This is a genomic window from Bradyrhizobium sp. HKCCYLR20261 (assembly GCF_051168435.1).
GTDB lineage: Bacteria > Pseudomonadota > Alphaproteobacteria > Rhizobiales > Xanthobacteraceae > Bradyrhizobium.
Genome location: NZ_JBNPUZ010000001.1, coordinates 579,765 through 605,641, shown reverse-complemented (window position 1 = coordinate 605,641; position 25,877 = coordinate 579,765). Strand labels below are relative to the sequence as shown.

Annotated in this window: 20 protein-coding genes; 7 read left to right on the top strand and 13 right to left on the bottom strand. The window is 67.1% G+C overall.

Annotated features, from left to right (window positions below):
* Nucleotides 1–45 precede the first annotated feature (45 nt).
* The 4 genes from ACQR1L_RS02770 to ACQR1L_RS02755 all read left to right on the top strand — a co-directional run bounded on the left by ACQR1L_RS02770 (nt 46) and on the right by ACQR1L_RS02755 (nt 3,021).
* Nucleotides 46–954, top strand: a complete 909-nt coding sequence (locus ACQR1L_RS02770) for a LysR family transcriptional regulator (protein WP_434856374.1) — start codon at nt 46–48, stop codon at nt 952–954.
* Nucleotides 955–1,148: 194 nt separating this feature from the next.
* Nucleotides 1,149–1,472, top strand: a complete 324-nt coding sequence (locus ACQR1L_RS02765) for a PadR family transcriptional regulator (protein WP_434856373.1) — start codon at nt 1,149–1,151, stop codon at nt 1,470–1,472.
* Complete coding sequence (locus tag ACQR1L_RS02760; RefSeq protein ID WP_434856372.1) at nt 1,472–2,044, top strand: DUF1700 domain-containing protein; 573 nt, start codon at nt 1,472–1,474, stop codon at nt 2,042–2,044. Before ACQR1L_RS02765 ends, ACQR1L_RS02760 begins: the two co-directional genes overlap by 1 nt.
* Nucleotides 2,045–2,064: 20 nt before the next feature.
* Nucleotides 2,065–3,021, top strand: coding sequence for a GIN domain-containing protein (locus tag ACQR1L_RS02755; RefSeq protein ID WP_434856371.1), 957 nt, complete (start codon nt 2,065–2,067; stop codon nt 3,019–3,021).
* 16 nt (nt 3,022–3,037) lie between these two features.
* On the opposite strand, the gene ACQR1L_RS02750 is transcribed toward ACQR1L_RS02755, so the two are convergent.
* The 6 genes from ACQR1L_RS02750 to ACQR1L_RS02725 all read right to left on the bottom strand — a co-directional run bounded on the left by ACQR1L_RS02750 (nt 3,038) and on the right by ACQR1L_RS02725 (nt 13,437).
* Nucleotides 3,038–6,547 carry a PAS domain-containing hybrid sensor histidine kinase/response regulator gene (locus tag ACQR1L_RS02750; protein ID WP_434856370.1) on the bottom strand — a complete coding sequence of 1,170 codons (3,510 nt, stop codon included), beginning with the start codon at nt 6,545–6,547 and terminating at the stop codon, nt 3,038–3,040.
* 408 nt (nt 6,548–6,955) lie between these two features.
* Nucleotides 6,956–8,185, bottom strand: a complete 1,230-nt coding sequence (hemA, locus tag ACQR1L_RS02745; RefSeq protein ID WP_434856369.1) for a 5-aminolevulinate synthase — start codon at nt 8,183–8,185, stop codon at nt 6,956–6,958.
* Nucleotides 8,186–8,391: 206 nt separating this feature from the next.
* Nucleotides 8,392–9,450 (bottom strand): MBL fold metallo-hydrolase, encoded by a 1,059-nt coding sequence (locus ACQR1L_RS02740; protein WP_434856368.1) that lies wholly within the window; start codon nt 9,448–9,450, stop codon nt 8,392–8,394.
* A gap of 326 nt (nt 9,451–9,776) precedes the next feature.
* Nucleotides 9,777–11,915 (bottom strand): methyl-accepting chemotaxis protein, encoded by a 2,139-nt coding sequence (locus ACQR1L_RS02735; protein WP_434856367.1) that lies wholly within the window; start codon nt 11,913–11,915, stop codon nt 9,777–9,779.
* Nucleotides 11,916–12,169: 254 nt separating this feature from the next.
* The gene (locus ACQR1L_RS02730; protein WP_434856366.1) at nt 12,170–12,904 is read right to left on the bottom strand and encodes an outer membrane protein; all 735 of its coding nucleotides are present in this window, start codon (nt 12,902–12,904) and stop codon (nt 12,170–12,172) included.
* Between the two features lie 221 nt (nt 12,905–13,125).
* Nucleotides 13,126–13,437, bottom strand: a complete 312-nt coding sequence (locus tag ACQR1L_RS02725) for a hypothetical protein (protein ID WP_434856365.1) — start codon at nt 13,435–13,437, stop codon at nt 13,126–13,128.
* 489 nt (nt 13,438–13,926) lie between these two features.
* Here ACQR1L_RS02725 and ACQR1L_RS02720 point away from each other — a divergent pair, with 489 nt between their 5' ends.
* The gene (locus tag ACQR1L_RS02720) at nt 13,927–15,642 is read left to right on the top strand and encodes a methyl-accepting chemotaxis protein (protein ID WP_434856364.1); all 1,716 of its coding nucleotides are present in this window, start codon (nt 13,927–13,929) and stop codon (nt 15,640–15,642) included.
* A 186-nt stretch (nt 15,643–15,828) separates the two neighbouring features.
* Complete coding sequence (locus ACQR1L_RS02715; protein WP_434856363.1) at nt 15,829–17,817, top strand: methyl-accepting chemotaxis protein; 1,989 nt, start codon at nt 15,829–15,831, stop codon at nt 17,815–17,817.
* A 70-nt stretch (nt 17,818–17,887) separates the two neighbouring features.
* On the opposite strand, the gene ACQR1L_RS02710 is transcribed toward ACQR1L_RS02715, so the two are convergent.
* From ACQR1L_RS02710 to ACQR1L_RS02700, 3 genes are read right to left on the bottom strand one after another with little or no spacing between them, the layout of a single operon-like run.
* Nucleotides 17,888–20,152, bottom strand: a complete 2,265-nt coding sequence (locus ACQR1L_RS02710; RefSeq protein ID WP_434856362.1) for a xanthine dehydrogenase family protein molybdopterin-binding subunit — start codon at nt 20,150–20,152, stop codon at nt 17,888–17,890.
* Nucleotides 20,142–21,200, bottom strand: a complete 1,059-nt coding sequence (locus ACQR1L_RS02705) for an FAD binding domain-containing protein (RefSeq protein ID WP_434856361.1) — start codon at nt 21,198–21,200, stop codon at nt 20,142–20,144. The genes ACQR1L_RS02710 and ACQR1L_RS02705 overlap by 11 nt, the downstream gene beginning before the upstream one ends.
* On the bottom strand, nt 21,197–21,691 hold the full coding sequence (locus ACQR1L_RS02700) for a (2Fe-2S)-binding protein (protein ID WP_434856360.1): 495 nt from the start codon (nt 21,689–21,691) through the stop codon (nt 21,197–21,199). The genes ACQR1L_RS02705 and ACQR1L_RS02700 overlap by 4 nt, the downstream gene beginning before the upstream one ends.
* A 198-nt stretch (nt 21,692–21,889) precedes the next feature.
* Between ACQR1L_RS02700 and ACQR1L_RS02695 the strand changes: the two genes are divergently transcribed.
* Complete coding sequence (locus ACQR1L_RS02695) at nt 21,890–22,489, top strand: TetR/AcrR family transcriptional regulator (RefSeq protein WP_434856359.1); 600 nt, start codon at nt 21,890–21,892, stop codon at nt 22,487–22,489.
* Between the two features lie 11 nt (nt 22,490–22,500).
* On the opposite strand, the gene ACQR1L_RS02690 is transcribed toward ACQR1L_RS02695, so the two are convergent.
* The 4 genes from ACQR1L_RS02690 to ACQR1L_RS02675 form a co-directional block, all read right to left on the bottom strand.
* Nucleotides 22,501–23,019 (bottom strand): hypothetical protein, encoded by a 519-nt coding sequence (locus ACQR1L_RS02690; RefSeq protein ID WP_434856358.1) that lies wholly within the window; start codon nt 23,017–23,019, stop codon nt 22,501–22,503.
* Nucleotides 23,006–23,293 carry a hypothetical protein gene (locus ACQR1L_RS02685; RefSeq protein WP_434856357.1) on the bottom strand — a complete coding sequence of 96 codons (288 nt, stop codon included), beginning with the start codon at nt 23,291–23,293 and terminating at the stop codon, nt 23,006–23,008. Before ACQR1L_RS02685 ends, ACQR1L_RS02690 begins: the two co-directional genes overlap by 14 nt.
* A gap of 75 nt (nt 23,294–23,368) precedes the next feature.
* Nucleotides 23,369–24,070 carry an alpha/beta fold hydrolase gene (locus tag ACQR1L_RS02680; RefSeq protein ID WP_434856356.1) on the bottom strand — a complete coding sequence of 234 codons (702 nt, stop codon included), beginning with the start codon at nt 24,068–24,070 and terminating at the stop codon, nt 23,369–23,371.
* An 880-nt stretch (nt 24,071–24,950) separates the two neighbouring features.
* Nucleotides 24,951–25,751 (bottom strand): IclR family transcriptional regulator domain-containing protein, encoded by an 801-nt coding sequence (locus tag ACQR1L_RS02675; protein WP_434856355.1) that lies wholly within the window; start codon nt 25,749–25,751, stop codon nt 24,951–24,953.
* Nucleotides 25,752–25,877 lie beyond the last annotated feature (126 nt).

The window sequence follows — 25,877 nt, the reverse complement described above, 5'->3', positions numbered from 1 at the left end:
TATTAGAGGGGTGTCACACCAAGGATTTTTGATCTGGACGCAAAGATGATGCTGGCCAGCGCCGATCGTGCCCGCGATCTCGAGGTGTTCTGCGCCGTCGCCGACAGCGGCAGCTTCTCGGCTGCGGGGCGTGCCCTCAGCCTGACGCCATCGGCGGTCAGCCGCACGCTCGACCGCATCGAGATCAGGCTCGGCGCGCGGCTGCTGTTGCGGTCGACGCGCGCGCTGACGCTGACGGCCGAGGGGCAGGCCTATCTCGCCGCCGCGCGACGCATCCTCGCCGACCTCGACGAGGCCGAGCAGGCGATCGCCGACCAGGGCGCGCCGCGCGGGCGCATCCGGGTCAGCGCGGCGATCTCGCACGGCCGCCTCTGCATCGTGCCGCTGCTCGGCGAGTTCGTGCGGCGCTATCCGAACATCCTGGTCGACATCCATCTCGGCGACGGCCTCGTCGACATCGCGGCGGGGCAAGCGGACGTGGCGATCCGTGGCGGCCCGCTGGCCGACAGCGCGCTCACGGCGCGCCGTCTCAGCGACAACGGCCGCAGCATCGTGGCTTCGCCGGATTATCTCGCGCGCTGGGGCGTGCCGCAGACGCCCGAAGATCTGCACAACCACAACTGCCTGAATTTCAGCTTCCGACGCGCCGAGCCGGTGTGGCCGTTCCGGCGCGACAGCGTCGACTACGCGCTGAAGCTGCGCGGCGCCATCGAAGCCAACAGCGGCGACACGCTGACCGAGCTCGCGCGCGATGGCGTCGGCATCGCCCGCGTCGGCGATTTCAGCCTGGGCAACGCGATTGCTGAGGGCCGACTGGTGCGGCTGCTCGAGGCATACAATCCCGGCGACCGGGAGGTCTTCCACGCGGTGTTCGTCGGCGGCGCCAACACGCCGGCGCGGGTGCGCGTGTTCGTGGACTATCTGGTGGAGCGGATGAGCGCGCGGACAGCATAGCGGCGGCCGTGGTCCGCTCGTCTGCTCTGGCCATCGAGTCTCCCAACGCGTGAGGACGCGCGATCATGCGGCCAATGGCGCGCGTGCCGGCCTGCACGCCGGCTTCCCGCCAAGCCCCAACCTTGTCATGGCGCCGCTACCTGTCATAAATCTGTACCTTGTAACGCAAGGTACCTCGTGATATCTATTCATCCATGACCGAACAGATGCAGGTGCAGCTCAAGAAGGGAGCGCTCGAATTGTGCGTTCTGGCGCTGTTGGCGCGGGGGGAGAGCTATGCCTATGAGATCGCCAGCTCGCTCTCCGCTGGCGTGGGCATGGGCGAGGGAACGATCTATCCCCTGATGCGGCGCATGCAGGATGACAAGCTGGTTGAAACGCGCCTTGCGGAATCCAACAGCGGTCCGCCGCGCAAATACTATCGGCTGACGCCGGCCGGACGCGCCGCTTTCACGGCGCAGAAGCGCGAGTGGCGCTCGTTTGCCGACGCCGTCAACAAACTGCTGGGAGACCGCTGATGGATCGCGTCACGTTCCTCTCTCTCCTGAGAGACGGTCTCGCCGGGTTGCCTGCGCGCGAGGTCGACGAGATCGTCGCCGACTACATGTCCTATTTCGACGAAGCCGCCGCGTCCGGACGCGACGAGGTGGAGGTCGCAGCGGCGTTGGGCGATCCGCGCCGGCTGGCGCGGGAGCTGCGCGCCGAGACTGGGCTGCGTCTCTGGGAAAATCACCGCACCCTCGGCAACTCCGCCACCGTGCTGCTCGCGCTCGGCGGATTGGCGACGGTCGACATCCTGCTGCTGCTGCCGCTGCTGTTCGCGGTGCTGCTCTTCACGGTCGCCGTCGCTCTCGTCGTGTTCGTGCTCGGCGTCGTTGGCCTCGGACTGCTGCTCAGTCTCTTCAAGGCCGGGCACTTCGCCTCGATGGCCGCGATGGCCTTGCGCGCGGTGGCCGGCATCGGCCTCGTCGCCGGCAGCGTCGGCTGCGGCGCGCTGCTGCTGCTCGCGCTCAACGCCGCGGTGAGGATGCTCGGCAACTATGCCCGGCTGCACTACCGGCTGCTCAAGCCGGAACATGATTTGGCCTAGTCACGGATCTGAGGTGCGCGATGGGTGGACGGCTTGGACGGATTGCGGCGGTGTCGCTGAGCATCGCGGTCGTGTGCGGCACCATTACAGCGCTGGCGTCGGCGCAGGACTGGGTCGATGGCGGTGATCTGCCATGGACACGCATCAACTGGTCGGGACGGTCGTGGGCAGGGACGCCGCGCCATTGCGCCGGGATGCCCTCGTCGACCACGGCCGACTCGCGCGAGCGCCGCACGGTCGATCTGGGCTGGTCGGGCAGCAGCGCCGTCGTGATCAGGATTCCGGCGCAGGTGCATTTCAAGCCAGGGCCGTCGCCGCAGGCGAGCGTCGCGGGCGATCCCGGGATCGTCGAGCACGTGCGGCTGAACAACGGCCAGCTTGAATGGGATCCGGTCGCGTGGGGCAACACGCTCGATTGCCTCAGGGCAGACGATCTCGTCGTCCAGCTCTCCGGCCCCGCGGTGTCATCCTGGACCGTGAGCGGATCGGCCAGCCTCGATCTCGCCGACCTCCAGCAGGATGCGGTGCAGATCGCGGCGCGCGGCAGCGGCATTGTGACGGCCAGCGGCCGCGTCCGCGAGGCGAGCGTCGAGGCGGCCGGCTCCGGCGAGGTCGATCTCGGCCGCCTCGCGATCGGGACGACCACAGCCGACCTGCATGGCAGCGGCCATCTTAAGCTCGCCGACAGCAGGCAGGACTCGCTCCGCCCTACGCTGCGCGGCAGCGGGACCGTCACTGCGAGCGGAACGGCGCAGACCATTTCGTTGGAGGCGGCGGGCTCCGGGCGCGCCGATCTTGGCCGGCTGGTCGCCGATCGCGCCAATGTGACGGTTCGCGGCAGCGGCGATGTCGACCTCGCGCCGCGCCAGGACGCCGACATCTCGGTTTCCGGCAGCGCGGTGGTGCGGCTGCACGGCGCGGTGGCGCGGCTCAACTCGCATGTCTCGGGCTCAGCCCGGGTCAAGCAGGTGCCCTAGGTCATTGCTGGCCCGGCTACTCCGCCGCCACCATCTGCTGGATGCGCCACTGCCCGAGCAGCGCGCGCAACGACGCCGGCTTCAGCGGCTTGTTGAGCACGGCGATGTTCTCGTCGCGGGCGGCGGCGCGGACGTGGGGGCTGCGGTCGGCGGTGATCAGGATCGCGGGCAGCGCCTCGTTGAAGCGGCGGCGGATGTCGCGGATCGCGGCGATGCCGTTGCCGCGGTCGAGGTGGTAGTCGACCAAGAGGCCGGTGACGGCGCCGTTGCGGGCGGCGATGGCCTCTTCCGCGGATTCAGGATCGGGGACAGCGATGACCTCGGCGTCCCAGGCGGTGAGCAGAGTGCGCATGCCGTCGAGGATCGCCGGATCGTTCTCGATGCACACGATCAGCGCGCCCGCGATCGGCGTCTTGGCGAGCGGCGTGGCACTGGTGACGGCGGCGGTGTGGTTGATGGCTTTTGCGATCGGCACGGTGACGGAGAACACCGAGCCGCGGCCGGGCCGCGAGTCCAGCGCGATGCCGTGATTGAGCACGCGGGCGATGCGCTCGACGATGGAAAGGCCGAGGCCGAGGCCGCGGGCGATGCGCGCGCCCTGTTCGAGGCGGTGGAATTCCTTGAAGATCTCGCCGCGCTTGACCGGGGGAATGCCGACGCCGGTGTCGTAGACGCCGATCTGCAGCGAGGTGCCGTGGCGGCGGCAGCCGACCAGCACGCGGCCATTGGGGGTGTATTTGATGGCGTTGGAGATGAAGTTCTGCAGCAGACGGCGCAGCAGCAGGCGGTCGGATTCGACCGGGAGTGAGCACGGCACGAAGATCAGATCGAGGCCCTTGGCGCGCGCGGCCGGCGCGAACTCGATCTCCAGCGAGCGCATCAGATCGGCCATCTTGAAGCTCGACACCGACGGGGTCATCGCGCCGGCATCGAGCCGAGAGATGTCGAGCAGGGCGCCGAGGATCTCCTCGATCGCTTCGAGAGAGTCGTCGATGTTCTCGACCAGGCGCGAGTCCTCGCCCGGGGTCTGGCGCTCGACCAGGCTCGTGACGTAGAGCCGCGCCGCGTTTAGCGGCTGCAGGATGTCGTGGCTGGCGGCGGCGAGGAAGCGGGTCTTGGAAATGTTGGCATCTTCCGCAGCGCTCTTGGCGACCGCGAGCTCCGAGTTCAGCCGTGTCAATTCCTCGGTGCGGTCGCGCACGCGTTTTTCGAGCGTGGCGTTGGCGCGCTCCAGCGCCTCGGCCGCCTCGAACGATGGCGTGACGTCGGTGAAGGTGATGACGAGGCCGCCGTCCGGCATTTTGTTGGTGCGGACCTCGATCACCATGTGGCGGTCGGCGAGGCGCTCCAGATACGGCTCGCCCTCGGTGGTGTAGGCGGCGAGCCGGCGCGCCAGCAGCGCCTCGCTGTCCTCATAGGTCGGCGCGCCGATCGTGCCCATGAATTCGAGAATCTCGCGCAAGGGACTGCCGATCTGCACCAGATGCGGCGGCAGGCCGAGCAGATCGACGAACTGGCCGTTGGAGCAGATCAGCTGCAGGTCGGCGTCGAACACCGCGATGCCCTGGCGGACGTGGTTGAGCGCGGTCTGCAGGATCTCGCGGTTGAAATGCAGCGCGGCGTGGGAATCGTCGAGCAGCTTCAGCGCTGCCTTGGCGGAGACCGTGCGCTTGCGCAGCAGCAGCGACATCACGAGGCGCGACGACGCCGCGCCGATCGAGGAGGCGATCAGGTGCTCGGCATGGCGCAGCAGCTCGAAATCGGCGGGCGCCGCCGGGTCCAGCGACATGTTGCGCTGGAGCGCGAAGGCCTCGAACGAGGCGCGGGCGCGGTCGGGGCCGAGATATTGGCCGACCGTGCTCTGGATGTCCTGCACGGTGACGGTGGAGCGCCAGCGGCGGAAGCTCGGCGCGCTCGGCGTCAGCTCCGCCGGCACGAACAGATCGGCCTGCAGCAGCTCGATCGACGACGGTTGCCGCGCCAAGGACAGCACGATGTAGGTCAGCAAATTGAGCGACAGGCTCCACAGCACGCCATGCAGCAGCGGCGGCAAATCGGTGCCGAGCAGCGCCTGCGGCCTGAGCGCCTCGAGTCCGAACGGGCCGTGCTGCAGGAACAGGATGCCGGCGGTGGAGGTGTCGAGGAAGCTCGGGATGAACAGCGTGTAGAGCCACACCGCGAAGCCGACCAGCATGCCGCCCATCGCGCCGCGCGCGGTGGCGCGCCGCCACAACAGGCCGCCGAAGAAGCTCGGCGCGAGCTGCGCGATCGCCGCGAACGACAGCAGGCCGATCGCGGCGAGCTGCGCGGTGCCGAGCGCGCGGTAGTAGAAATAGGCCATCACCATGATGGCGAAGATCGCGATGCGGCGGGTGCCGAGCAGGAACCCGGCGAAGTCGCGGCCGATCTCGCGCTGCGCCTCCTGGCGCTGCAGCACCAGCGGCACGACGATGTCGTTGCACACCATGATCGACAGCGCGACGCATTCGACGATCACCATCGCGGTCGCCGCCGACAGGCCGCCGACGAACACCAGGATCGACAGCCATTGCGAGCCCGCCTCGATCGGCAGCGCCAGCACGTACATGTCGCTGTCGACGGCGCCGAATGGGAAGGTGACGAGGCCGGCGAGCGCGATCGGGATCACGAACAGATTGATCGCGACGAGATACAGCGGGAACAGCCAGCGCGCGCGCGACACTTCGGCGTCGCTGGCGTTCTCGACCACGCTGACATGGAACTGGCGCGGCAGCAGCATCGCGGCGCAGAACGACAGCAGCGTCATGGTGAGGAAATTGCCGATGCCTGGCACATATTCCAGCGCGCGCTCGGCCTCCGGCGATTTCATCGCGCGCTCGATCAACTCGACCGGCGAGAACATCACGAAGGTCACGAAGGCGCCGGCGGCGATGAAGGCGACCAGCTTGATGATCGATTCGGTCGCGACCGCCAGCATCAGGCCGTGCTGATGCTCGGTGGCGTCGGTCTGCCGCGTGCCGAACAGCACCGCGAACACAGCCATCGCGAGCGTCACCATCAGCGCCATGTCGCCGACGATCGGGATATGGGCGAAGGCGCGGTCGTCGATCAGGATGGTCTGCAGCGAGGAGGCGACGGCCTTGAGCTGCAGGGCGATGTAGGGCACGGAGCCGATGATCGCGATCAGCGCCACGGTGGCCGCCACCGCCTGGCTCTTGCCGTAGCGCGCGCCGACGAGGTCGGCCACCGAGGTGATGTTCTGCGTCTTGGCGAGATGGATCACGCGGCGGAGCAGCGGCGTGCAGGCGCCGACCATCAGGATCGGGCCGAGATAGATCGCGAGGAAATCGACGCTGGTGCGCGAGGCGAAGCCGACCGAGCCGAAGAACGTCCAGGAGGTGCAGTAGATCGCGAGCGACAGCGGGTAGATCAGCCCGGCCAGCCGCGACGGCCGCCGCCCCCCGGCCCGGTTGCCGCGGCTCGCGACCAGGAACAGGAACCCGATATAGCCGAACGCGGCCAGGATCACGCCCCAGTCGTGCAGCATGTGTCGCGCGAACTCCTCGATCGCTCCGCCCTAGGGATTGGACGGCGAGCTTAGCGCGTTGGGGGAGGTGGGGCGATAGCGATGTGGCAGGGGCGGGGGGAATGCAGCGGCGTCGTTAAGGGCGGGCGTTCGCCTCATGAACATGAGAGCCGACGTCGTCGCAGCGGGGTCGGTCTGCTCCCCTCCCCCTTGCGGGGAGGGGTCGGGGGTGGGGGTCTCCGGGCGCTGAATTCAATGAGGCGCGCGTCGTCCCATTTGAAGTTGACTTCGATAGTTGCAGGCTTGTGAGCCCGGGCCCTCACGACCAGCGGGACTCGTGGACCCCCACCCCCGACCCCTCCCCGCAAGGGGGAGGGGAGCGCACCGCCGTCGCGTTGACGTGTGCGGGCTCACCACAACAAGTCGAATCTACTCCGCCGCGAGCGGCTTCTTGTGCAGCGCCAATCCCAGCCGTTCCCACACCTGCAGCAAGGCCTCCGCCAGGCGATCGATCAGGCCGTCGTCGTGATAGGGCGAGGGCGTGATGCGCAGGCGCTCGGTGCCCTTGGCGACGGTGGGATAGTTGATCGGCTGGATGTAGATGCCGTGCTCTTCCAGCAGCAGGTCGGAGGCCTGCTTGCACTTCTCGGGATCGCCGACGAACAGCGGCACGATGTGGGTGTCGTTGTCCATGACAGGCAGGCCGGCGGCGTTGAGGATCGCCTTGACGCGCGCGGCCCGGTCCTGATGGCGCTCGCGCTCCCAGCTCGACGACTTCAGATGCTTGATCGCGGCCGTCGCGGCCGAGCAGATCGGCGGCGGCAACGCGGTCGTGAAGATGAAGCCCGGCGCGTAGGAGCGCACGGCGTCGATGATCTCGCCCTTGGCGGCGATGTAGCCGCCGAGGCAGCCGAACGCTTTCGCCAAGGTGCCTTCGAGAATGTCGATGCGATGCATGACGCCGTCGCGCTCGGCGATGCCGCCGCCGCGCGGGCCGTACATGCCGACGGCATGCACCTCGTCGACATAGGTCATCGCGTTGTAGCGCTCGGCGAGATCGCAGATCGCGGCCAAAGGTGCGACGTCGCCGTCCATCGAATACAGGCTCTCGCAGGCGATCAGCTTCGGCCGGTTCGGGCCGGCGGCGATCAGCAGCTGCTCGAGATGGGCGAGATCGTTGTGGCGCCAGATCTGGCGCTCGCAGCCGGACTGGCGCACGCCCTCGATCATCGAATTGTGGTTCAGCGCGTCCGACAGGATCAGGCAGTCCGGGATCAGCTTGGCGAGCGTCGCGATGCCGGTCTGGTTGGAGACGTAGCCGGAGGTGAACAACAGCGCCGCTTCCTTGCCGTGGAGGTCGGCGAGCTCGGCTTCCAGTTGCACCAGGGGATGATGCGTGCCGGCGATGTTGCGGGTGCCGCCGGCGCCGGTGCCGACGCGGGTCGCGGTCTCGACCATCGCGCCGACCACCTTCGGGTGCTGGCCCATGCCGAGATAATCGTTGGAGCACCAGATCACGACATTGCGCGGACCGCTCGGCGAGTGCCAGGTCGCATGCGGGAACCGGCCGGCGATGCGTTCGAGATCGGCGAAGACCCGGTAGCGGCGCTCATCATGCAGACGACCGAGGGCGGCACTGAAGTACTGGCTGTAGTCCATCGCGAGACCTGACGTGCTGCGCTGCAGCGCAGCGCCTGGAACGGACCCTCTAAGCAGCGGGGGCTTAAGGCCTTCTTAGAGCTTTTCCAGAGCGGCTGTCGAGCCGGAATCCCACGGCAGGAGTTGGGCGTTTTGTCCAAGGTTCACACAGGGATCGCCCGATCTGGACAGCACCACGCTCGCATTGCGGCGAGCGCGCGGCAGCCTCAGGTGGTGCGATAGTGCAGCACGCCGTCGACCTCGCGGGCGGTCAGGCGGCCCTCGACCAGCATGTAGTTGACGTGCGCGATCAGCTCGCCGGCGGCAAAGCCCATCTGGTGCGGGTCGAGCACGTGCTTGTGGAACACGACCGGCACCAGCTGCGCGGAGGTCTTGGTCTCGTCGCGGCAGGCGTCCGCGATCATCCGGCAGCGCTCCTCGTGATGATCGGCGAGCTGCTTGATGCGGGTCTTGAGGCCGTAGAACGGCACGCCATGGCCGGGCAGCACCAGGAGATCATAGGGCAGTGTGGTGGTCAGGCTCGCCAGCGACGCCAGATATTCGCCGAGCGAGTTCTGGTCCGGCTCGACCGCCCAGACGCTGACATTCGGCGAGATCTTGCTCAGCACCTGGTCGGCGGACAGGAACAGCTTGTCGGCGGCGCAATACAGCATCACTTGGTCGAGCGCGTGGCCGCCGCCGGTGATCACCTTGAAGCGGCGGCTGCCGATCTGGATCTCGTCGCCATGCGAGATGCGCTTGTAGGAGGCCGGCAGCACCGAGACACGCTTGAGATAATCCTGGCCGCGGCCGAGCAGCTTGTCGGTCAGGGTCTCGTCCATGCCGTGGCGGCGGAAGAACAGATGCTGCGCGGTGCGCCGCTCCTCGGCGTGGCGGCTCTGATGATAGACCGATTGCAGGTATTCGACCTGCGACATCAGCAGCGGGCAGGCGAAGCGCTCGACGATCCAGCCGGCGAGCCCGACATGGTCGGGATGCGAATGGGTGACGATCAGCCGGCTGATCTTCACATGCTTGAGAGGGCCGTCGAGCAGTTGCGTCCAGGCGGCGATCGACTCCTCATTGCCGAAGCCGGAATCCACCGCGACCCAGCCATCGCCGTCGGCGAGCAGATAGATGTTCACATGGTTGAGCCGGAACGGCAGCTTCAGCCGCAGCCACAGCACGCCGGGCGCGACCTCGACGACCTGGTCCTCACCGGGATGCTGCTCCCAGGGGTAGCGCAGGGCTTCGGCGGAGGAAGTGGCGGTGTCGGTCTTGGTCATGTCTCATCGATTAACGGCCGCCGCGGGCGAGCGCCAGCCGAAAAAACACGCCGGAGACACATGGCTGCGTGGCATTCCGGGGCGCGGCAGGCGGGGGCCTCATGGTTCGAGACGCGCCGCGAGCGACTTTCCCGCCTCATGCTGGCACGATCGGCGCGGCGCTCCTCACCATGAGGCTCTGGCACCGAAGCGGGTCGTGCACACCGACCATGAAGAGCGAGGTTTCGTTTCGATCTTTTCTCCGGTTTCCCTGTGCCGACTTCAAACCCTCACCCTGAGGGCCCGCCGGAAGGCGGGCGTCTCGAAGGGCAAGGCCCGGGCTGCAACTACGCCGCCCTGATGTTGGTCAGGAACGCATCGACCTCGGCGCGCAAGGTCTCCGCCTCGCGGCGCAGCGCGTCGGAGGCGCTGAGCACCTCGTTCGCGGACGTGCCGGCCTGCGCCGAGGCGCTGGAGACGCCGGTGATGTTGTGCGACACCTCGCTGGTGCCCGAGGCCGCCTGCTGGATGTTGCGGGCGATCTCATGCGTGGCGGTGCCCTGCTGCTCCACGGCGGCGGCGATCGCGGTGGTGACGTTGTCGATCTCGGCGATGGTGCCGCCGATGTTGCGGATCGCGGCCACGGCCGACGTGGCCACCTGCTGCATCCCCGCGATCTGGGTGCGGATCTCGTCGGTGGCCTTGGCGGTCTGGCTGGCGAGGCTCTTCACCTCCTGGGCGACGACTGCGAAGCCGCGGCCCGCTTCGCCGGCGCGCGCGGCCTCGATGGTGGCGTTGAGCGCCAGCAAATTGGTCTGCGAGGCGATCGCCTGGATCAGGTCGACCACGACGCTCACGCGGCTCGCATTCTCCGCGAGACCCTGCATCGTCGAGTCGGTGGCGCCGGCTTCCTCGACCGCCTTCTTGGCAATCTGCGCCGAGGTCACGACCTGGCGGCCGATCTCGGCGATCGAGGACGACAATTGCTCGGTGCCGGCCGACACGGTCTGCACGTTGACCGAGGTCTCCTCGGCCGCGGCGGCGACCGCGCTGACCAGCGAGTTGGACTGATCCGCGGTCTGCGACATGCTCTGCGCGGTGCTCTGCATCGCGGTCGCGGAATTCTGCAGATTGCCAAGCGCGCTGCGCACGGTGGCCTCGAACTCGGCGATCCGCGCTTCCATGCGCGTGGCGCGTTCGGCCTTCGCGGCACTCTCGCGCTCCTGAGCAGCAGCCAGCGTGCGGGCCTGGATCATGTTGTCACGGAACACCTGCAAGGTGTCGACCATGGCGCCGATTTCGTCGCGCTGCTTGGACGCGGCAATCTCGCTGTCGAGGTCGCCGCTCGACAAGGTCTGCATCGCCTGCTGCAGCCGCTTGATGCGGCGCAGGATGTTGCCGCCGACATAGAGCCAGACGAACAGCACTGAGCCGAGCAGGGTGGCCGCGCCCGCGCCGATCATGCCGAGCGTCGCGAGCTCGATCTTCTGGCCCGCCGCGCTGGTCGATCCTTCCGTGGACTTGCGGACGCCTTCGACGAGCTGCTGCACGCTGATGTCGAGGCCGACATTGAGCTTCCGCGTCTCCTCCAGCACCGTCTGGCCGTAGTCGTTGGCGTCGAGCTCCTTCTCGCGGGTCTTGAACACGCGCTCCTTGCCTTCGCCGAGCGCGGCGAGCTTCATCGCGGCGTCGTGGATCGCCTTGGTGCTGCGGCCGCTCGGCAGCAGCTCGAGGTTGGATTTCAACTGCGCTGCAGAGTCCTTGAACTGCCGCTCGACGGTGTCCAGCGTGTCGCTGTCATTGGCGGACAACGCGGCCGCCATCTGCGCCACGATCAGGTTGCCGGATGCGATGACGTTGCCGAGCTGCTCGACGAAGCGCGCCGCCGCGGTGGCGTCGTCGGCGGAGACCTCGGCGGCGCCGAGCACGGCGTTGAGCTGGGTCTGCGCATCCAGCATCGGCTCGTTGGCCGCCTTGGTGAACTCGTCCTGCGCCTTGCGCAGCGAATCGTACTGCTTGTTGTGCGTGGCCGCGACGGCCAGCCGTTCGCGGGCCGCCGACACCAGGCTCTGATTGGCTTCGTTGATGTTCTTGATGGTCTCCGCGAGCGGGGCGATCACGCTCTTCTCGGCGCCAAGCGCGCTGATCTCGCCGAGGCGCTGTTGGGCGGCCTTCTGGATCTCCTGCATCTTCTTCAGGCGATCGTTGAGTGCGTCCTCGCTCTGCGATCCCAGCAGGGCCGGACCGAGGCTTGCGAGGCTCGCGCTCTGCGCCAGCAGTTGCAGGCTGGAGGTGAGGCGCGGAATGTCGCGGCCGGACAGCTCGACCATGGTGCCGCCGATCTGGCGCAGCATCAGTCCCGCCGCGACGCTGATCGCGATCGCCATGCCGGCGATCACCGCAAAGGCCGCGAACAGACTGCCGCGGACGCCCCATCTGGGCCGCAGGAATCCGAACACCCTGCCTACGCTGAACCGAATCGCCATCTTTGTTCCCCCGAACGCACGCTACTTAGAGCTGAAGCTTGCGAGGAGTATCGCCGTCGGCGGTTAACAAATCCGAGGAATTAGCTCGTCGATGCTGATTTTTTGCGCAGAACCACTTTTCACGGCGCGGGATTTAAGGGTTTGGCCATGTTTATGAGTTCCGCGCGGTGAACTGTTCGAACACAACGGGCAAACAAAAAGGCCGGCATCGCTGCCGGCCTTCCCGTCGTTTGTTGTCGTTGACGCCTTGCAGATCAGTAGCGGGCCGCCACCGGCATGCCCCAGTTGAAGCGGTAGTTCACACCGGCCTTGAAGGTGTGGTCGTCGGTGGTGAAGCTGCCGGTCGGAACCAGCGCGGCGGGCGCCGCGAAGGTGGCGCTGCCGAAATTGTAATACTGATACTCGGCCTTGGCCGACCAGTTCGGCGCGAACATGTATTCGAGGCCGCCGCCGACGGTCCAGCCGTTGCGGTGGTCGCCCGAGGTGGCGAAGCCGATCGGATTGCCGGCCAGCGTCACCTTCTCGTTGTTGTCGGAATAGGCGTAGCCGCCCTTCACATAGACCAGGCCGGGACCCCAGGTGTAGCCGAAGCGGCCGGTGATCGAGCCGAGACCGCGCTGGCTGTTGGTGTAGGTGTAGCCGCCGGGGAACGCCGCGCCGACGCTGCCGCTCAGCCAGCTGTACTGGCCTTCGGCGCCGATCACCCAGGTCGGCGCGAACTGCCAGTCGGCACCGACTTGCAAGCCGCCCAGGAAGCGGCCGTTCGAATTGTTGCCGGTGGCAAGGCCGGAATAGTTGTTGTCGCTGGAGAACGCGCCGCCGAGATGGGCGCCGAGATAGAAGCCGGTCCAGTTGTAGATCGGCGCGGCATAGGCCGGGGCCTTGGTCGCATACGGATAGTTGCGGGCGCCGAGATCGGCGGCGAGGGCGGAGGTAGCCGAAGCGGCGAGCGCGGCGAGGGCTGCGGTTGCGAACAGGATCTTCTTCATGGCGGGTCTCCAACACCTGACTAACAAGGCTCGCGCAATGGCGCGCCGTCGATGGATCGGAGATAGATCGCTTTCGAGTCAAATGCTGTCACTCGCGCAGCACAGTGCTTTCGAACCCAGCCTGTGAGCGGGCAAAGGTCTCGACGTAGTTAGCAAAGTGATAACGAAGCGTGAATGTCGGGTAGACCGGGGCGATCGCTGTGTCGCCTTGGCACAACTGGTTAACGCGCGTTGAGAGCTGCATGGAGCGTGGCAACGGAGTCGCGCAACTGGTCGCGATGCAGGAGGTCGTCCGTCGGCAGCGAATCGATATTCGCCGCGATGTCGCCGAGCACCGCGGCAAGCAGCCCCCAGTTCAAATGGATGTGGATCGACTTGCGGACGTCCTCCGGGCCGGGCCGCTCCAGGGTCAGCGCCAGGCCACTTGGTTCGAGGCGGGCCTCGAAGCGGGAGGAATGCTCGAACGTGCCGACGTAGAACTTGTCGGGATATTCGAGCGCGACTTCGGCCTTGTCCGGAACGGGTTTCGACATGGGCTCCTCGGGGATCAGACGATTCCGCCATTCTGGCCGGCTCGTCGCGCGGCGCCTTGCGCCAGGTCAGAGACGGCGCAGCAGATCGGCAAGAGTTAGGAATCCCGTGCTCCACCCGCACCTTCGTCCCGGACAGGCCAGGGCGCGCGTCAGCGCGGCATGGCGCCGATCCGGGAGCCATAGGCAGCAGCGGCGCGAGGCGCGATAAAGCCAATGACCAGCCTGCTCCAAACCGCTCCCTGGGGGCAGGGGTCCCGGCTTTCGCCGGGACGACAGCGGGAGTTGTGGTTCAAGACGAGCTCGGCCCGAAGCTGTGGGTCCCGTAGTATTGCGAGTTCGTATGGAACCTGAAATTTACCATAAATTATCGTGCCTTAATTAACCATGCGTCCGCTCGGCGTGACGTTCGCGCGGGTGGGCCGGCGCGCGTCGTGGCTCGGGCCGGCCTCGTGGCGGCGATGACCGCATTGCTGAAAAAGGATGTTTTGCATGAAGATGCGGCTGTCGATCTCCGCCCTGATCCTGGCCTTTGGCCTGGTCGTCATCGTGGGGCTCGGCGCGGTGGTCGCGACCGCCATCTATGCCGTGCGCGAGCTCAAGGTCGGAGGGCCGATCTATCACAGCATCAAGCTCGGCAATGATCTCATCGCCGACATCCTGCCGCCGCCCGAATACATCATCGAATCCTATCTGGAAGCGACGCTGGCGGTGCTCGATCCCGCCAGCCTGGAGGCCCGTGTCGCGCGACTGGCCAGGCTCAGGAAGGACTATGATGACCGGCGTACGTTCTGGGTCGGCTCGGCGCTGCAGCCGCAGTTGAAGGCGGAACTGGTCGAGCGATCCGATGCCGAGGTGCGACGGTTCTGGCAGGCGCTCGATGGTGATCTGGTGCCGGCGCTGCGCGGCGGCGACGCGGCCAAGGCGAAGCTCGCCTATCAGCGGCTGACCGACGCCTATGCCGGCCATCGCGCCGTGGTCGACGGCATCGTCGAGCATGCCAACAAGATGATCGGTGACATGGAGGCCGTCGCTGCGCGCAGTGACAGCTCGATCACCTGGTTCGGCGCGGCGCTGGCCGCACTGGTGTTCGCGGTCGTCGTCGCCGGCCTGTATGGTCTCGTTCATGGCGTCGTCCGGCCGCTGGCGCGCATGACACGGCTGATGCGGCAACTGTCTGGCGGCGAGCTGGCGGTGGACATCCCGTTCGCCGAACGCGGCGATGAGATCGGCGCCATGGCCCGGGCGCTGACCGTGTTCAAGACCAACGCCGTGGAGAAGGATCGGCTGCAGCAGCAGGACATCGATCGTGGCGCCGCCGATCAGGAGAAGCAGCGCGCGGTGCTGGCCATGGCCGAGGTGATCGAGCGCGAGACCACCAGTTCGGTGGGTGCCGCAGCCGGGGCGTCGCGGGATGTCGAGGCGGCGGCGGGCGGGCTGGCCAGCCTGGCTCACGACCTCTCTGCCGATGCGCGGGCGGTGGCGTCCGCGTCGGAGCTGTCGCTGTCGAGCGCGCATGTCGTGACCTCTGCGGCCGACCAGCTCAGCGCGGCGATCACCGGCATCGCCGGCCAGGTGGCGCGCGCGACCGCCATCACCAAGACCGCGGTGACAGGGCGCGAAAGGGCCACCAGCACCATCCACTCGCTCTCGGAAGCGGTCGGCAAGATCGCCGAGGTGTCGAATCTGATCCGCGGCATTGCGCAGCAGACCAACCTGCTGGCCCTCAATGCCACGATCGAGGCGGCACGCGCCGGCGAGGCCGGACGCGGGTTCGCGGTCGTTGCCGCCGAGGTCAAGTCGCTGTCGGATCAGACCGCCAAGTCGACGGAGGAAATCTCGCGCCTGATCTCGGAGGTGCAGAGCGCGACCAACGCGACCGTCGAAGCGGTCGAGGGCATCGGCGGGCAGATTTCCGAGATCGACACGGTGGCCGCCTCGGTGGCAGCCGCCATGGAGCAGCAGCGGGCCGCCACCGGCGAGATCAGCCGATCCGTCGCCGCGTCCGCCGCGGCCGCCAAGGATGTCTCGGCCAAGATCGCGAACGTGGGACGCGGCGCCGAGGCGGTGAATGACCGTGCGGCCCAAGTCCGCACCGCGATCGCGCAGGTCGGGTCCACGATGGCGTCGCTGCAATCCGTGCTGACCAATACGGTCCGGAACACCACCTCTGGTGGGGCCGCCCCGCGGTCGGCCGGCGCACGCTGACGCCGATCGAGTCAGTAATCCTACGGAGGACGAAATTTACATTCCTTGAAGAATGGTTGTCGAACCTCTCGGCATTTGAATTCAGTGCCGGTGTTCGGCCGAATGGCGATCTCGTCAATGACGACGAGGTGAGGCTGCCCAGCCTTGCCGCGATCGCTATTCTCTCATCAGGAATGTGCGTCCGACATGAAGATGCGTCTGTCCATCGCCGCGGTGATTGCCGCGTTCGGTCTCGTGCTCGCTTTGGGTTTTGGAGCCGTGGTGCTCACCAGCGCCTATGCGCTGCGCGAGCTGAAGGTCGGCGGGCCGCTCTACAGCAAGATCAAGCTTGGCAATGATCTGGTCGCGGACATCCTGCCGCCGCCGGAATACGTCATCGAGGCCTATCTCGAAGCGACGTTGGCTTTGCGTGAGCCCAAGAATCTGGATGCCCATGTGGGCAAGCTGGCGCAGCTCAAAAAGGACTATGAGGACCGCAAGGCGTTCTGGACCACTTCCCCGCTCGAATCTGAACTGAAGTCGCTGCTGGTCGAACGGTCCGATGCCGAGGTGGGCAAGTTCTGGCGGGCTGCCGAAGGCGAGCTGATCCCAGCGCTTCGCACCGGCGACACGGCGAAAGCCGACGCCGCCTACGCCCGGCTCAGCGCCGCCTATGCCGCCCACCGCGCTGTCATCGATGCGCTGGTGGAGAAGGCGAACAAGCTGAACTCGGACATGGAGGGCACGGCAGCCGATCAGGACAGCCGCATCTCCATCGTGGTCTGGACCGTCGCCGGCATCGTGCTGGCGCTGGTCGTCGCGGGCATGTCGGGTCTCGTCATCGGCGTGGTGCGGCCGCTGTCGCGCATGACCGGCTTGATGCGGCGGATTGCCGAGGGCGAGTTGGCGACGGAGATTCCTTATGCCGGGCGCGGCGACGAGATCGGCGCGATGGCGCGCGCGCTCGACGTGTTCAAGACCAACGCGCTCGAGAACAATGAACTACGCGACAAGCAGGATCGCGACCGGACCGAGGCCGAGCAGACCAAGAAGCGGGCCATGCTGAACATGGCCGATGTCATCGAGCGCGAGACCGGCACTTCGGTCGACGCTGCGGCCAGCGCTTCGCGCCAGGTCGAGGCGGTCGCAAGCGGTCTGTCCGACCTCGCGCACGAACTCTCCGCCGATGCCCAGTCCGTCGCGGCCGCCTCGGAGCAGTCGCTCGCGAACGCCCAGACCGTCTCGTCGGCGGCCGAGCAGTTGAGCTCGGCGATCCGCGAGATCTCGAGCCAGGTTGCCCGCGCCAGCACCCTGACCCGGTCTGCCGTGGGCGGGCGCGAGAAGGCGAAGACGACGATGATGTCGCTGACCCAGGCGGTCGACAAGATCGCCGAGGTGTCGAACCTGATCGGCGGCATCGCCGGCCAGACCAATCTGCTGGCGCTCAACGCCACCATCGAGGCGGCGCGCGCGGGCGACGCCGGCCGCGGCTTCGCGGTGGTGGCCTCGGAGGTCAAGTCGCTGTCGGATCAGACCGCCAAGTCCACGGAGGAGATCTCGCGTCTGATCGGCGAGGTCCAGGCCACGACGCGGGCGACCATCGACGTCGTCGAAGGCATCGGCAGCCAGATTTCCGAGATCGACGAGGTGGCGGCCTCGATCGCCGCCGCGATGGAGGAGCAGCACGCCGCGACGCAGGAGATCAGCCGTTCGGTTCACTCCTCGGCGAGCGCCGCGCGCGACGTGTCGTCCAAGATCGGCAATGTCGGCAAGGACGCAGGCATGGTGAACGACCGCGCCGCGGAGGTGAGGGGCGCGATCGGCGAGGTCGCCTCCAGCCTGACCTCGCTGCGCGAGACCCTGGTGAAGGTGGTCAGGACGACGACCGCCGAGGCGGACCGCCGGCACGCCCCGCGATTCAGGTCGAGCCTGCCGATCAAGGTGATCGACAACACCAAGGGGCCGGTGAAGGCCGAACTGGTGGACATCTCCGAGGGCGGCGCCTGGTTCCGCTTCGAGCCGGAGCCGGGCATCGGCGATCGCGGGGTTCTGCAGTTCGCAGGCTTCGGCCACGATGTGCCCTATCTGGTTCGCGCCCGCGACCGCGACGCGTTGCGGGTCGAGTTCGATCTTGGCGCTGGGCGGGAGGCCTTCGCGACCTGGTTCAGGTCGTCCTTCATGCGCGAGGCGGCCTGAGCCGCTGCTCAACGAAAAAGCCTCCGCCTGACCAGGCGGAGGCTTTTCTTTTTGTCGGGCGTGTTGTCGCTTAATCCCGTCGCACGAGGTCGCTGATCCGCACCGGAAAGCGCCGGACACGAATGCCGGTGGCATGTGCCACCGCGTTGGCGACCGCGCCGGCGGAGCCGGTGATGCCGATCTCGCCGACGCCCTTGATGCCGAGCGGGTTCACGAACGGATCGTGCTCCTCGACCGTGAACGCCTCGATCGCCGGCACGTCGGCATTCACCGGCACATGGTACTCGCCGAGGTTGGCGTTCATGATGCGCCCACTGCGGCGATCGGTGACGGCCTCCTCATGCAGCGCCAGCGAGATGCCCCAGATCATGCCGCCGGCGAGCTGGCTCTTCACCAGCTTCGGATTGATGATCCGCCCGGCCGCGAAGGCGCCGACCATGCGGGTGACGCGGACCTGGCCGAGATCCGGATCGACCTTCACCTCGGCGAACACGGCGCCATGCGAATGCATCGCGTACTGCTCGTTGGCGGCCGGATCCGGCAGGCCTGAGCCTGCGCCGTCGACCTCGTCGAGGCCGGCGCGGGCGAGGATGTCGGCATAGCTCTCGCCGCGGCCCTCGTCGTCGCGCCGGATGAGTCGGCCGTTGCGGGCGATGACGCCGGCATTGCCGGCTCCGAACAGCGGCGAGCGCTGGTCTGAGGTGGCGAGCTCGGCGAGCTTGGCGATGACGGCGGCGCCCGCATTGTGGATCGCGGTGCCCACAGTGGCCGTATGCGCCGAGCCGCCGGCGATGCCGGCATCCGGCAGGTCGGAGGTGCCGGCCTTGAACGTCACCTGGTCGAGCTCGAGCGCCAGCGAATCAGCCGCGATCTGCGCGAACGCGGTCCACGCGCCCTGGCCCATGTCGTGGGAGCCGCTCTCCACCACGCCGGAGCCGTCGCGCCGGATCACGGCACGCGCCTGGCCCGCGAACATCAGCGCGTGGAACGTCGCCGTGCCCATGCCCCAGCCGACCAGGAAGCCGTCCTTGTCGCGCATCATGCGCGGCTTCAGCGGCCGCTCCCACCAGCCGAAGCGTTCGGCACCCTGCGTGTAGCACTCGCGCAGCGCCTTCGATGAGAACCGCTTGCCCGTCGAAGGCTCGACCTCGGCGTAGTTCTTGACGCGGAAGGCGAGCGGATCGAGGCCGCAGGCCTCCGCCATCTCGTCGACCGCGCTCTCCAGCGCGATCGAGCCCGGCGCGATGCCGGGGGCGCGCACGAACAGCGGCGTGCCGGTGTCCATGCGCACGGCGTCATAGGTGGTCGCGATCGCCGGGGCGGCGTAGAGCGTGTGCGTCACGTGGGCCGCCGATTCGTAGAAGTCCTCGAAGCTCGAGGTCGCGATCCGGGCGTGGTGATGGATGCCGGCGAGCTGGCCCGACGCGCTGGCGCCGAGGCGCAAGGTCTGCTTCGTCGGCGAACGGTGGCCGAACGGACCGTAGAGCTGCTCGCGCCGCGCCACGAGCTTCACCGGCCGGCCGACCAGCTTGGCGGCGAGAATGCCGAGCACCTGCGGCCCCGCCATCAGGCCCTTGCCGCCGAAGCCGCCGCCGAGAAACGGGCTGCGGATCAGGATGTTCTCCGGCGCGATGCCGAACAGCTCGGCGAGGCGCGCGCGCATCAGCACGAGGCCCTGCGTCGGCGTGTCGATGACGAGGCGGTCGCCCTGCCATTCCGCGACAACAGCATGCGGCTCCATCGCGTTGTGATAATGCGGCGGGGTCTCGTAGATCGCAGTGATCTGCTTGTCGCTCCCAGCCAGCGCGGACTCGACATCGCCGTGGCGCTCTTCAGCGGGGAAGCCCATGCCGACGACCGGCGGCACATAGGCCGCTTCAGCATCGAGGCCGATACGCGCCGGCTCCGCCTCGTAGCGCGGCGCGAGCAGGGCGGCGCCTTCGGTCGCGGCTTCCAGCGACTCGGCAATGACGACCGCGATCGGCTGGTTGGCATAGCGCACGTGATCGTTCTGCAGCGCCTCGAAGCGGAACGAGAACGGATTGGGCTTGCCGTCGGGGTCGGAATACAGCGGCGGCCGGTTGGCGGAGGTCATCACCTCCACCACGCCGGCATGCGCCTTGGCGGCGTCGACGTCGAGTGACGCAACGCGGCCGCGCGCGATGCTGCTGACAGCCAACACCGCATAGAGCAGGCCGGGCGGGTTGTTGTCGGCCGCGTAGGTCGCGCGGCCCGTGACCTTGGCGAGGCCATCGACGCGCGACAGCGGCTGGCCGACATTGGAGCCGTGGCGGAGATGGGCGGGATCGCGGGAGAGATTGAGCTCAGGCGTCATGAAGCGCTCCTGGAACGGCGGAGAAGGGAGAGGCCGGCAGCGCCGGCATGCGCGACGGCGTGCCGGCGGCTGCGGCCTGCAGGGCGCGCACGATCAACTGTCGTGCGAGCGGGATCTTGTAGGCGTTGTCGCCGGATGGCTTGGCCTCGCGCAGCGCCGCATCGGCGGCGCGTTCGAACGAGCCGTGCTCGGCCGGCTGGCCGGCGAGCAGCGCCTCGGCGTCATGCGCGCGCCATGGCTTGGCGGCGACGCCGCCGAGCGCGAGACGCGCCTGCTTGATGCGGCCGTTCTCGATGACGAGGCCGGCCGCAGCCGAGACGACGGCGAAGGCGTAGGAGTTACGCTCGCGCACTTTCAGATAGCGCGCGTGGCTGGCGAAGCCGCGCGCGGCAGCGGGTAGCCGCACCGCGACGATCATCTCGCCGGGAGCGAGCACGGTCTCACGGTCCGGCGTGGTGCCGGGCAACAGATGCAATGCCTCCAGCGCGACCTCGCGACGGCCAGCTGCGCCTTCGATCTCGACGATCGCATCGAACGCCGCGAGCGGCACGCAGAAGTCCGACGGGTTGGTGGCGATGCAGGCATCGCTCCAGCCGAGCACGGCGTGCTGGCTGTTCTCGCCGTCACGGGCATCGCAGCCCGATCCCGGCGTGCGCTTGTTGCAGGCCGAGGCGGTGTCGTAGAAATACGCGCAGCGCGTCCGCTGCAGCAAATTGCCGCCGACGGTCGCAGCGTTGCGCAGCTGCGCCGACGCGCCTGAGAGCAGCGCTTCCGCCACGGCGGGGAAATCGCGCGCGAAGGATGCGTCGTAGGCGAGGTCGGCGTTGCGCACGAGCGCGCCGATCCTGACGTCGCCATTGGCAAGCCGCTCGATCCGCGTGAGCTCCTTGATCTGGGTGATGTCCACCAGCCGCGCCGGCCGGACGACATTGCCCTTCATCAGGTCGAGCAGATTGGTGCCCGAAGCGAGATACGCCGCGCCGGGCGCGCCGGCCGCCGCGATCGCCTCGGCGACCGTCGCCGGCTTCACATAGTCGAACCGGTTCATGCCACGCGCTCCTTCGTGTTCGTGAGCGTCGCCTGGGCGTCGAGCACCGCCTCGACGATCCCGACATATGCACCGCAGCGGCAGAGATTGCCGCTCATGCCCTCGCGCACGCGCTCGGGATCATCGCCGGCATGGCCTTCATGGATGAGGCCGACCGCGCTCATGATCTGGCCCGGCGTGCAAAAGCCGCATTGCAGCGCGTCGTGAGCAATGAAGGCCTCCTGCACGGGATGCAGCTGGTCGCCCGTGGCGAGCCCTTCGATGGTGGTGATGGCGGCGCCGTCGAGGCTGAGCGCAAGCGTCAGGCAGGAATTGATGCGGCGCCCGTCGACGAGGACGGTGCAGGCGCCGCATTGGCCGCGGTCGCAGCCCTTCTTCGTGCCGGTGAGGTGGAGGCGCTCGCGCAGGAGGTCGAGCAGGGTGATGCGGGGATCGTCGAGCGCAAGGGTGCGCGGCTCACCGTTGACGGTGAGTCTGACAGTCATATTCATGCGTTGTTCCGATCGAAGCGATGGCCTAATCGGATCGCAGCGGGCACCGCCTTACGGGCGTATGTCCGTCCAGATCCAGCGACCGCGGGACGACGAGCTGAGGAAAAGTTGGCTGTCCCGGGTGGCAGGTCTAGTTATACGGAGGACTCCTCCGTTTAGCAAGGGCACATGAACGGTCCGTCATCAAGAGCTGGTGAGATGGAGACGAAACCACAAGAGCGCCACCGCAAGCCGCGCGCGGATGCGCAGCGTAATCGGGAGCGCGTGCTGGAGGCCGCCAAGGCGGTGTTCAGCGTCGGCGGCGCCGAGGCGAGCCTCGAAGCGGTGGCGCGCCAGGCCGGCGTCGGCATCGGCACGCTGTATCGTCATTTCCCCACCCGCGAGGATCTGTTCGAGGCGGTGTATCGCCGCGAGGTCGAGCAGCTTGCGGAACTGGCCGAGGAGCTGAAGAGCGAGCCGTCGCCGGTCGATGCGCTCCGCCGCTGGCTGCGCTCGACGGTGCAGTTCGTCGCCACCAAGAAGGGCATGATGGCCGCGCTCGCGATCGTCATGACCGCGAACTCCGAGCTGGCCGCCTTCTCGCACGCCCATCTCACCCGCTCGATCGGCGCGCTGCTCACCCGCGCCGTCGATGCCGGCGAGATCCGCGCCGACATCACCGCCGACGACGTCCTCCGCGCGCTAATCGGCATGTGCTACATGCACGACCAGACCGGCTGGCAGCAAAGCGTGCTGCGGCTGCTGGATGTATTCGTGGATGGTTTGCGGGTAAGCAACGGGCGAGTCGGGAACACGTAGCCATGTCCCGCTCAGCGCGGCGGGAAGAGCAACAAAGTCAGCAACGTCAGGAACGCGTCCTGGTTTTGTGTGCGGGCGGCTTCGAACCTCGTCAGCGCAGCCCGCGCCATTCTGATGGCGACCTGCGCGTCCAGGCTTTTGACGCGGATCATCGGATTATAATCGGCTTCATGCCGCTTCTCTTGCAGCTCCAGAACACCGAATGCGAAAGCTTGGAGGTTTGCTCCAAAGCCTCCAGCAGGCGCAAACGGGAGGTATTTCGCGGAAAGTTTCGACTTCTTGACCTCTTCGCAAAGTAGTCGGAGGTCGCGATGATCTACGGATCTGTAGACGAGAGCGTATGAAGACGTCCCTTGTTTCGTCTTGCCGACGAATTGATCTGCAGCAGCGATCAACGTCGCATGAAACAGTCCGTAGTAGGCAGCAGAGATTGCGCGACGAATGTTCACCTGCCGTGGCGGTCCAGCGGCCGGCGGAACGATCAACTGTTCTGCCTGCTGGAAAAGATGCTCCGGATTAAGTATCGCCAAAGACTTCGTTCTCCGCCTCGTATTCGATCAGCGGGAAACGGTCCTCTCCTGCGGCCTGGAGCTGCTCTTGGATCTGGACTAACGTGTCCAGCACGGCCTCTCCACCAATGTCGGTTCCTTCAATGGGGCTCACCACGATCGTGATCCGCAGCGCGTCACGACCTTCAGAATCCGCGTAAGGCGCCGTCGTGACGTTAGTGACTGCGGCCGAGCTGCTCAAATTTGCAGTGGCAATCTCGCGAGCGATCTCGGCGATCTTGGCGTTGTCCAGCATGGTCGAATTATACGCTTCATCTGGGAAAGTTGCCACCGGTGATCGTTCTGATCCTTGATCGGCGCAGCGGCAGGGTTACCCCCGCAGCCACTCCATCAACGCCTGCGCCGTCTCCTCCGGCTGCTCGGGCTGCGGCAGGTGGCCGCAATTCTCCAGCACGACCAGCCAGCTGCCGTCGATGCCGTCGGCCATCTCCTTCGACAGGCTGTTCGGAATGGTGTTGTCGGTGTCGCCGGTCAGCACCAGGGTCGGGCAGCGGATCGCAGTCAGCGTCGGCCGCGAATCCGGGCGGGCCATGATCGCAGTGAGCTGCCGGACGAAACCCTCGATGCCGACCTCGTCGGCCATGTCGTGGACCATCTGGCGCAGCCGCGGATCGTCCTGGCGCGACGGATGCACGAAGCCCGCGAACAGCTCGTCGACCACAGCGTGATACTCGCCCTCTTTTGCGCGCGTGATCATGGTGCGGCGGCGGGCGCTGGCCTCGGGCGTATCGGGCCGGGCCTGGGTGTTGATCAATGCCAGCCGGCCGACGCGCTCCGGCGCCTGGCGCATGATCTCGAAGGCGATGTAGCCCCCCATCGAATGGCCCGCGAGCGCGAAGCGCGGCGGCGCCTCGGCGAGGATGCGGCGCGCGATCGCGGCCATGCTGTCATCGCGGATGTGGTTGGCAACCATGACCGGCCCGGCGCGCCACAGCGCCGGGATGATCGGCGCGTAGATCCTGGGCGACGAGATCAGCCCTGGCACCAGCACGAGCGGCAGCGTTTCAGCCATGGCTTTTCCCCCTGGAGCGGCATTCATCGTCCTGCTCGGGTGTCATTCGCCCGATGTGCCATCTTTGCGCGACACGCCGCCGATGTCCAACGAAGTCCTCCGCTTCGAGCGGCGTCGCCGGAGCGACGATCTCGGCGAGGTCGGCCGAACGATCGTATCGGCTGCAATCGCGCCGCTTGGGATCATTGGATCTGCCGGAAGCCCGAGCGGGGCCGGGGACTGAGCGTAACCCTCGCAGTCCGGCGCGGCCGGCGGCGGAACGTGGTGCCGGGGAACAGGGCGCGGCGCCGTCGGAGGAGGGTTGAGCCAGTCGCAAATGCACGAGGTCCTGCGTCCATGCCCTCGTCCCTCTCGCCCGCTGACCGCGCGCCGGCGGCGGAGCGACAAGCCCTTGCAGGACCGTTCGCGGCAAATGGATGGCCTTGACCAAGGTGCGCCTCTTTGTGCCCGATCTAATTACTTCCGTTCCGCACCGGATCACCGCTGTCAGTAGCGTGATGATACCTGGAGGCATTGGCAATCATGGCAGGCGCGCCGATGGCCACGATAATATCACGTAATTGGCAGGAGACGCTCGAACATGCAGGGCTGCGACTACAACGATTAGTTCGAAAGCCGCGTAACCTCACGTCGCCGCGCCAGCGACTGCAATCGGCGCGCCAAGCCGGTTCTCGCTGCGATGACGCAGGCGGCGATGATGCGGAGGATTGGTTGTCCGACGGCGCGGGAGCGCATGCGCGAGCGTCTCGGATCAGGCGCAGGCCGCACGTGAGCCCGCGTGCGAAGTCACGAAACGCCGGTCGCGCGCACGGCGCCGGGGCGCCGCCCATGCAGACGGCGCCCTGATCTTGCTGGCGGCTTGAGGACAATGGACGAAGGATCAGACCAGCAGTGGCTGGACCGTCGCGGCCAGCTGCTTCAGCAGCGGCAGAAAGCGTTCTTTCATCTCGTCGACCGTGATCCGGTCGACGTGGCCGCCGATATTCGCCGCGGCGACGATGGCGCCGTCGTAGCGGCGGATCGGGACGGAGATCGAGCGGAAGCCGTGCTCGGCTTCGCCGTCGACCAGCGAATAGCCGTCGCTGCGGACGGCGACGATCGATTCGATCAGCGCCTCCTGGTCGGTGATGGTCTGCGGCGTCATCGGCGCGAGCGTCATCCGCTCGATGGCCTGCCGCAACTGGTCGTCCGGCATCCGGCTGAGCAGCGCGCGTCCGACCGAGGTGCAATAGGCAGGTAGCCGATGGCCGATTTCGATTCCGGCGGAGAACATCCGTGTCGGCGTCGCGCGCGCGATGAACACCACCTGCTCGCCATCGAGGACCGCCAGAGAGCAGACCTCATGCGCCGCCGTGGCCGCGACATCCATCGATGGCTGTACCACGGTGTTGATCTGGTTCGACGCGAGGTAGCTGGATGCTAACAGCAGCACCCGCGGCGTCAGCGAGAACAGCCGGTCGTCACCATGGACGAAACCGGAGGCCTTGAGCGTGAGCAGGATGCGCCGCACCGTCGCTCTCGCGAGCCCCGTCAGTTCGGCGGCCTTGCTCAATGTCATCGGCCGGCCCTCGCGACTGAAGGCTTGGATCACCCGCAGTCCCCGATCGAGCGCTTCGACGAACTCAGGCCCGTCTCCACGCGCCTGTTTCTTCTCCTCATCAGTCCGCTTCAGTTTAGGCATCGGCCTGACACGATCCGCTGTTGTTGTTGTTTTGGCACGCGGTGAAGCTGCTGCCCGTTTGCCTCTCGGCTTCGGTTGTAGCTTTTTCACTTGCGCTTCTCCCCACTTAAAGCGAATCTAATCTTG

Coding starts and splice junctions, on each gene's coding strand:
- ACQR1L_RS02750 (WP_434856370.1), bottom strand. CDS start 6,547: ATGCTGCACGACTGGGGCGTGATCCTGGCCGCGTTCGGCTATATCGGG.
- ACQR1L_RS02725 (WP_434856365.1), bottom strand. CDS start 13,437: ATGTCGAAACCCGTTCCGGACAAGGCCGAAGTCGCGCTCGAATATCCC.
- ACQR1L_RS02730 (WP_434856366.1), bottom strand. CDS start 12,904: ATGAAGAAGATCCTGTTCGCAACCGCAGCCCTCGCCGCGCTCGCCGCT.
- ACQR1L_RS02700 (WP_434856360.1), bottom strand. CDS start 21,691: ATGAATATGACTGTCAGACTCACCGTCAACGGTGAGCCGCGCACCCTT.
- ACQR1L_RS02740 (WP_434856368.1), bottom strand. CDS start 9,450: ATGACCAAGACCGACACCGCCACTTCCTCCGCCGAAGCCCTGCGCTAC.
- ACQR1L_RS02695 (WP_434856359.1), top strand. CDS start 21,890: ATGGAGACGAAACCACAAGAGCGCCACCGCAAGCCGCGCGCGGATGCG.
- ACQR1L_RS02765 (WP_434856373.1), top strand. CDS start 1,149: ATGACCGAACAGATGCAGGTGCAGCTCAAGAAGGGAGCGCTCGAATTG.
- ACQR1L_RS02685 (WP_434856357.1), bottom strand. CDS start 23,293: ATGCTGGACAACGCCAAGATCGCCGAGATCGCTCGCGAGATTGCCACT.
- ACQR1L_RS02680 (WP_434856356.1), bottom strand. CDS start 24,070: ATGGCTGAAACGCTGCCGCTCGTGCTGGTGCCAGGGCTGATCTCGTCG.
- ACQR1L_RS02675 (WP_434856355.1), bottom strand. CDS start 25,751: ATGCCTAAACTGAAGCGGACTGATGAGGAGAAGAAACAGGCGCGTGGA.
- ACQR1L_RS02760 (WP_434856372.1), top strand. CDS start 1,472: ATGGATCGCGTCACGTTCCTCTCTCTCCTGAGAGACGGTCTCGCCGGG.
- ACQR1L_RS02715 (WP_434856363.1), top strand. CDS start 15,829: ATGAAGATGCGTCTGTCCATCGCCGCGGTGATTGCCGCGTTCGGTCTC.
- ACQR1L_RS02705 (WP_434856361.1), bottom strand. CDS start 21,200: ATGAACCGGTTCGACTATGTGAAGCCGGCGACGGTCGCCGAGGCGATC.
- hemA (WP_434856369.1), bottom strand. CDS start 8,185: ATGGACTACAGCCAGTACTTCAGTGCCGCCCTCGGTCGTCTGCATGAT.
- ACQR1L_RS02755 (WP_434856371.1), top strand. CDS start 2,065: ATGGGTGGACGGCTTGGACGGATTGCGGCGGTGTCGCTGAGCATCGCG.
- ACQR1L_RS02770 (WP_434856374.1), top strand. CDS start 46: ATGATGCTGGCCAGCGCCGATCGTGCCCGCGATCTCGAGGTGTTCTGC.
- ACQR1L_RS02735 (WP_434856367.1), bottom strand. CDS start 11,915: ATGGCGATTCGGTTCAGCGTAGGCAGGGTGTTCGGATTCCTGCGGCCC.
- ACQR1L_RS02710 (WP_434856362.1), bottom strand. CDS start 20,152: ATGACGCCTGAGCTCAATCTCTCCCGCGATCCCGCCCATCTCCGCCAC.
- ACQR1L_RS02720 (WP_434856364.1), top strand. CDS start 13,927: ATGAAGATGCGGCTGTCGATCTCCGCCCTGATCCTGGCCTTTGGCCTG.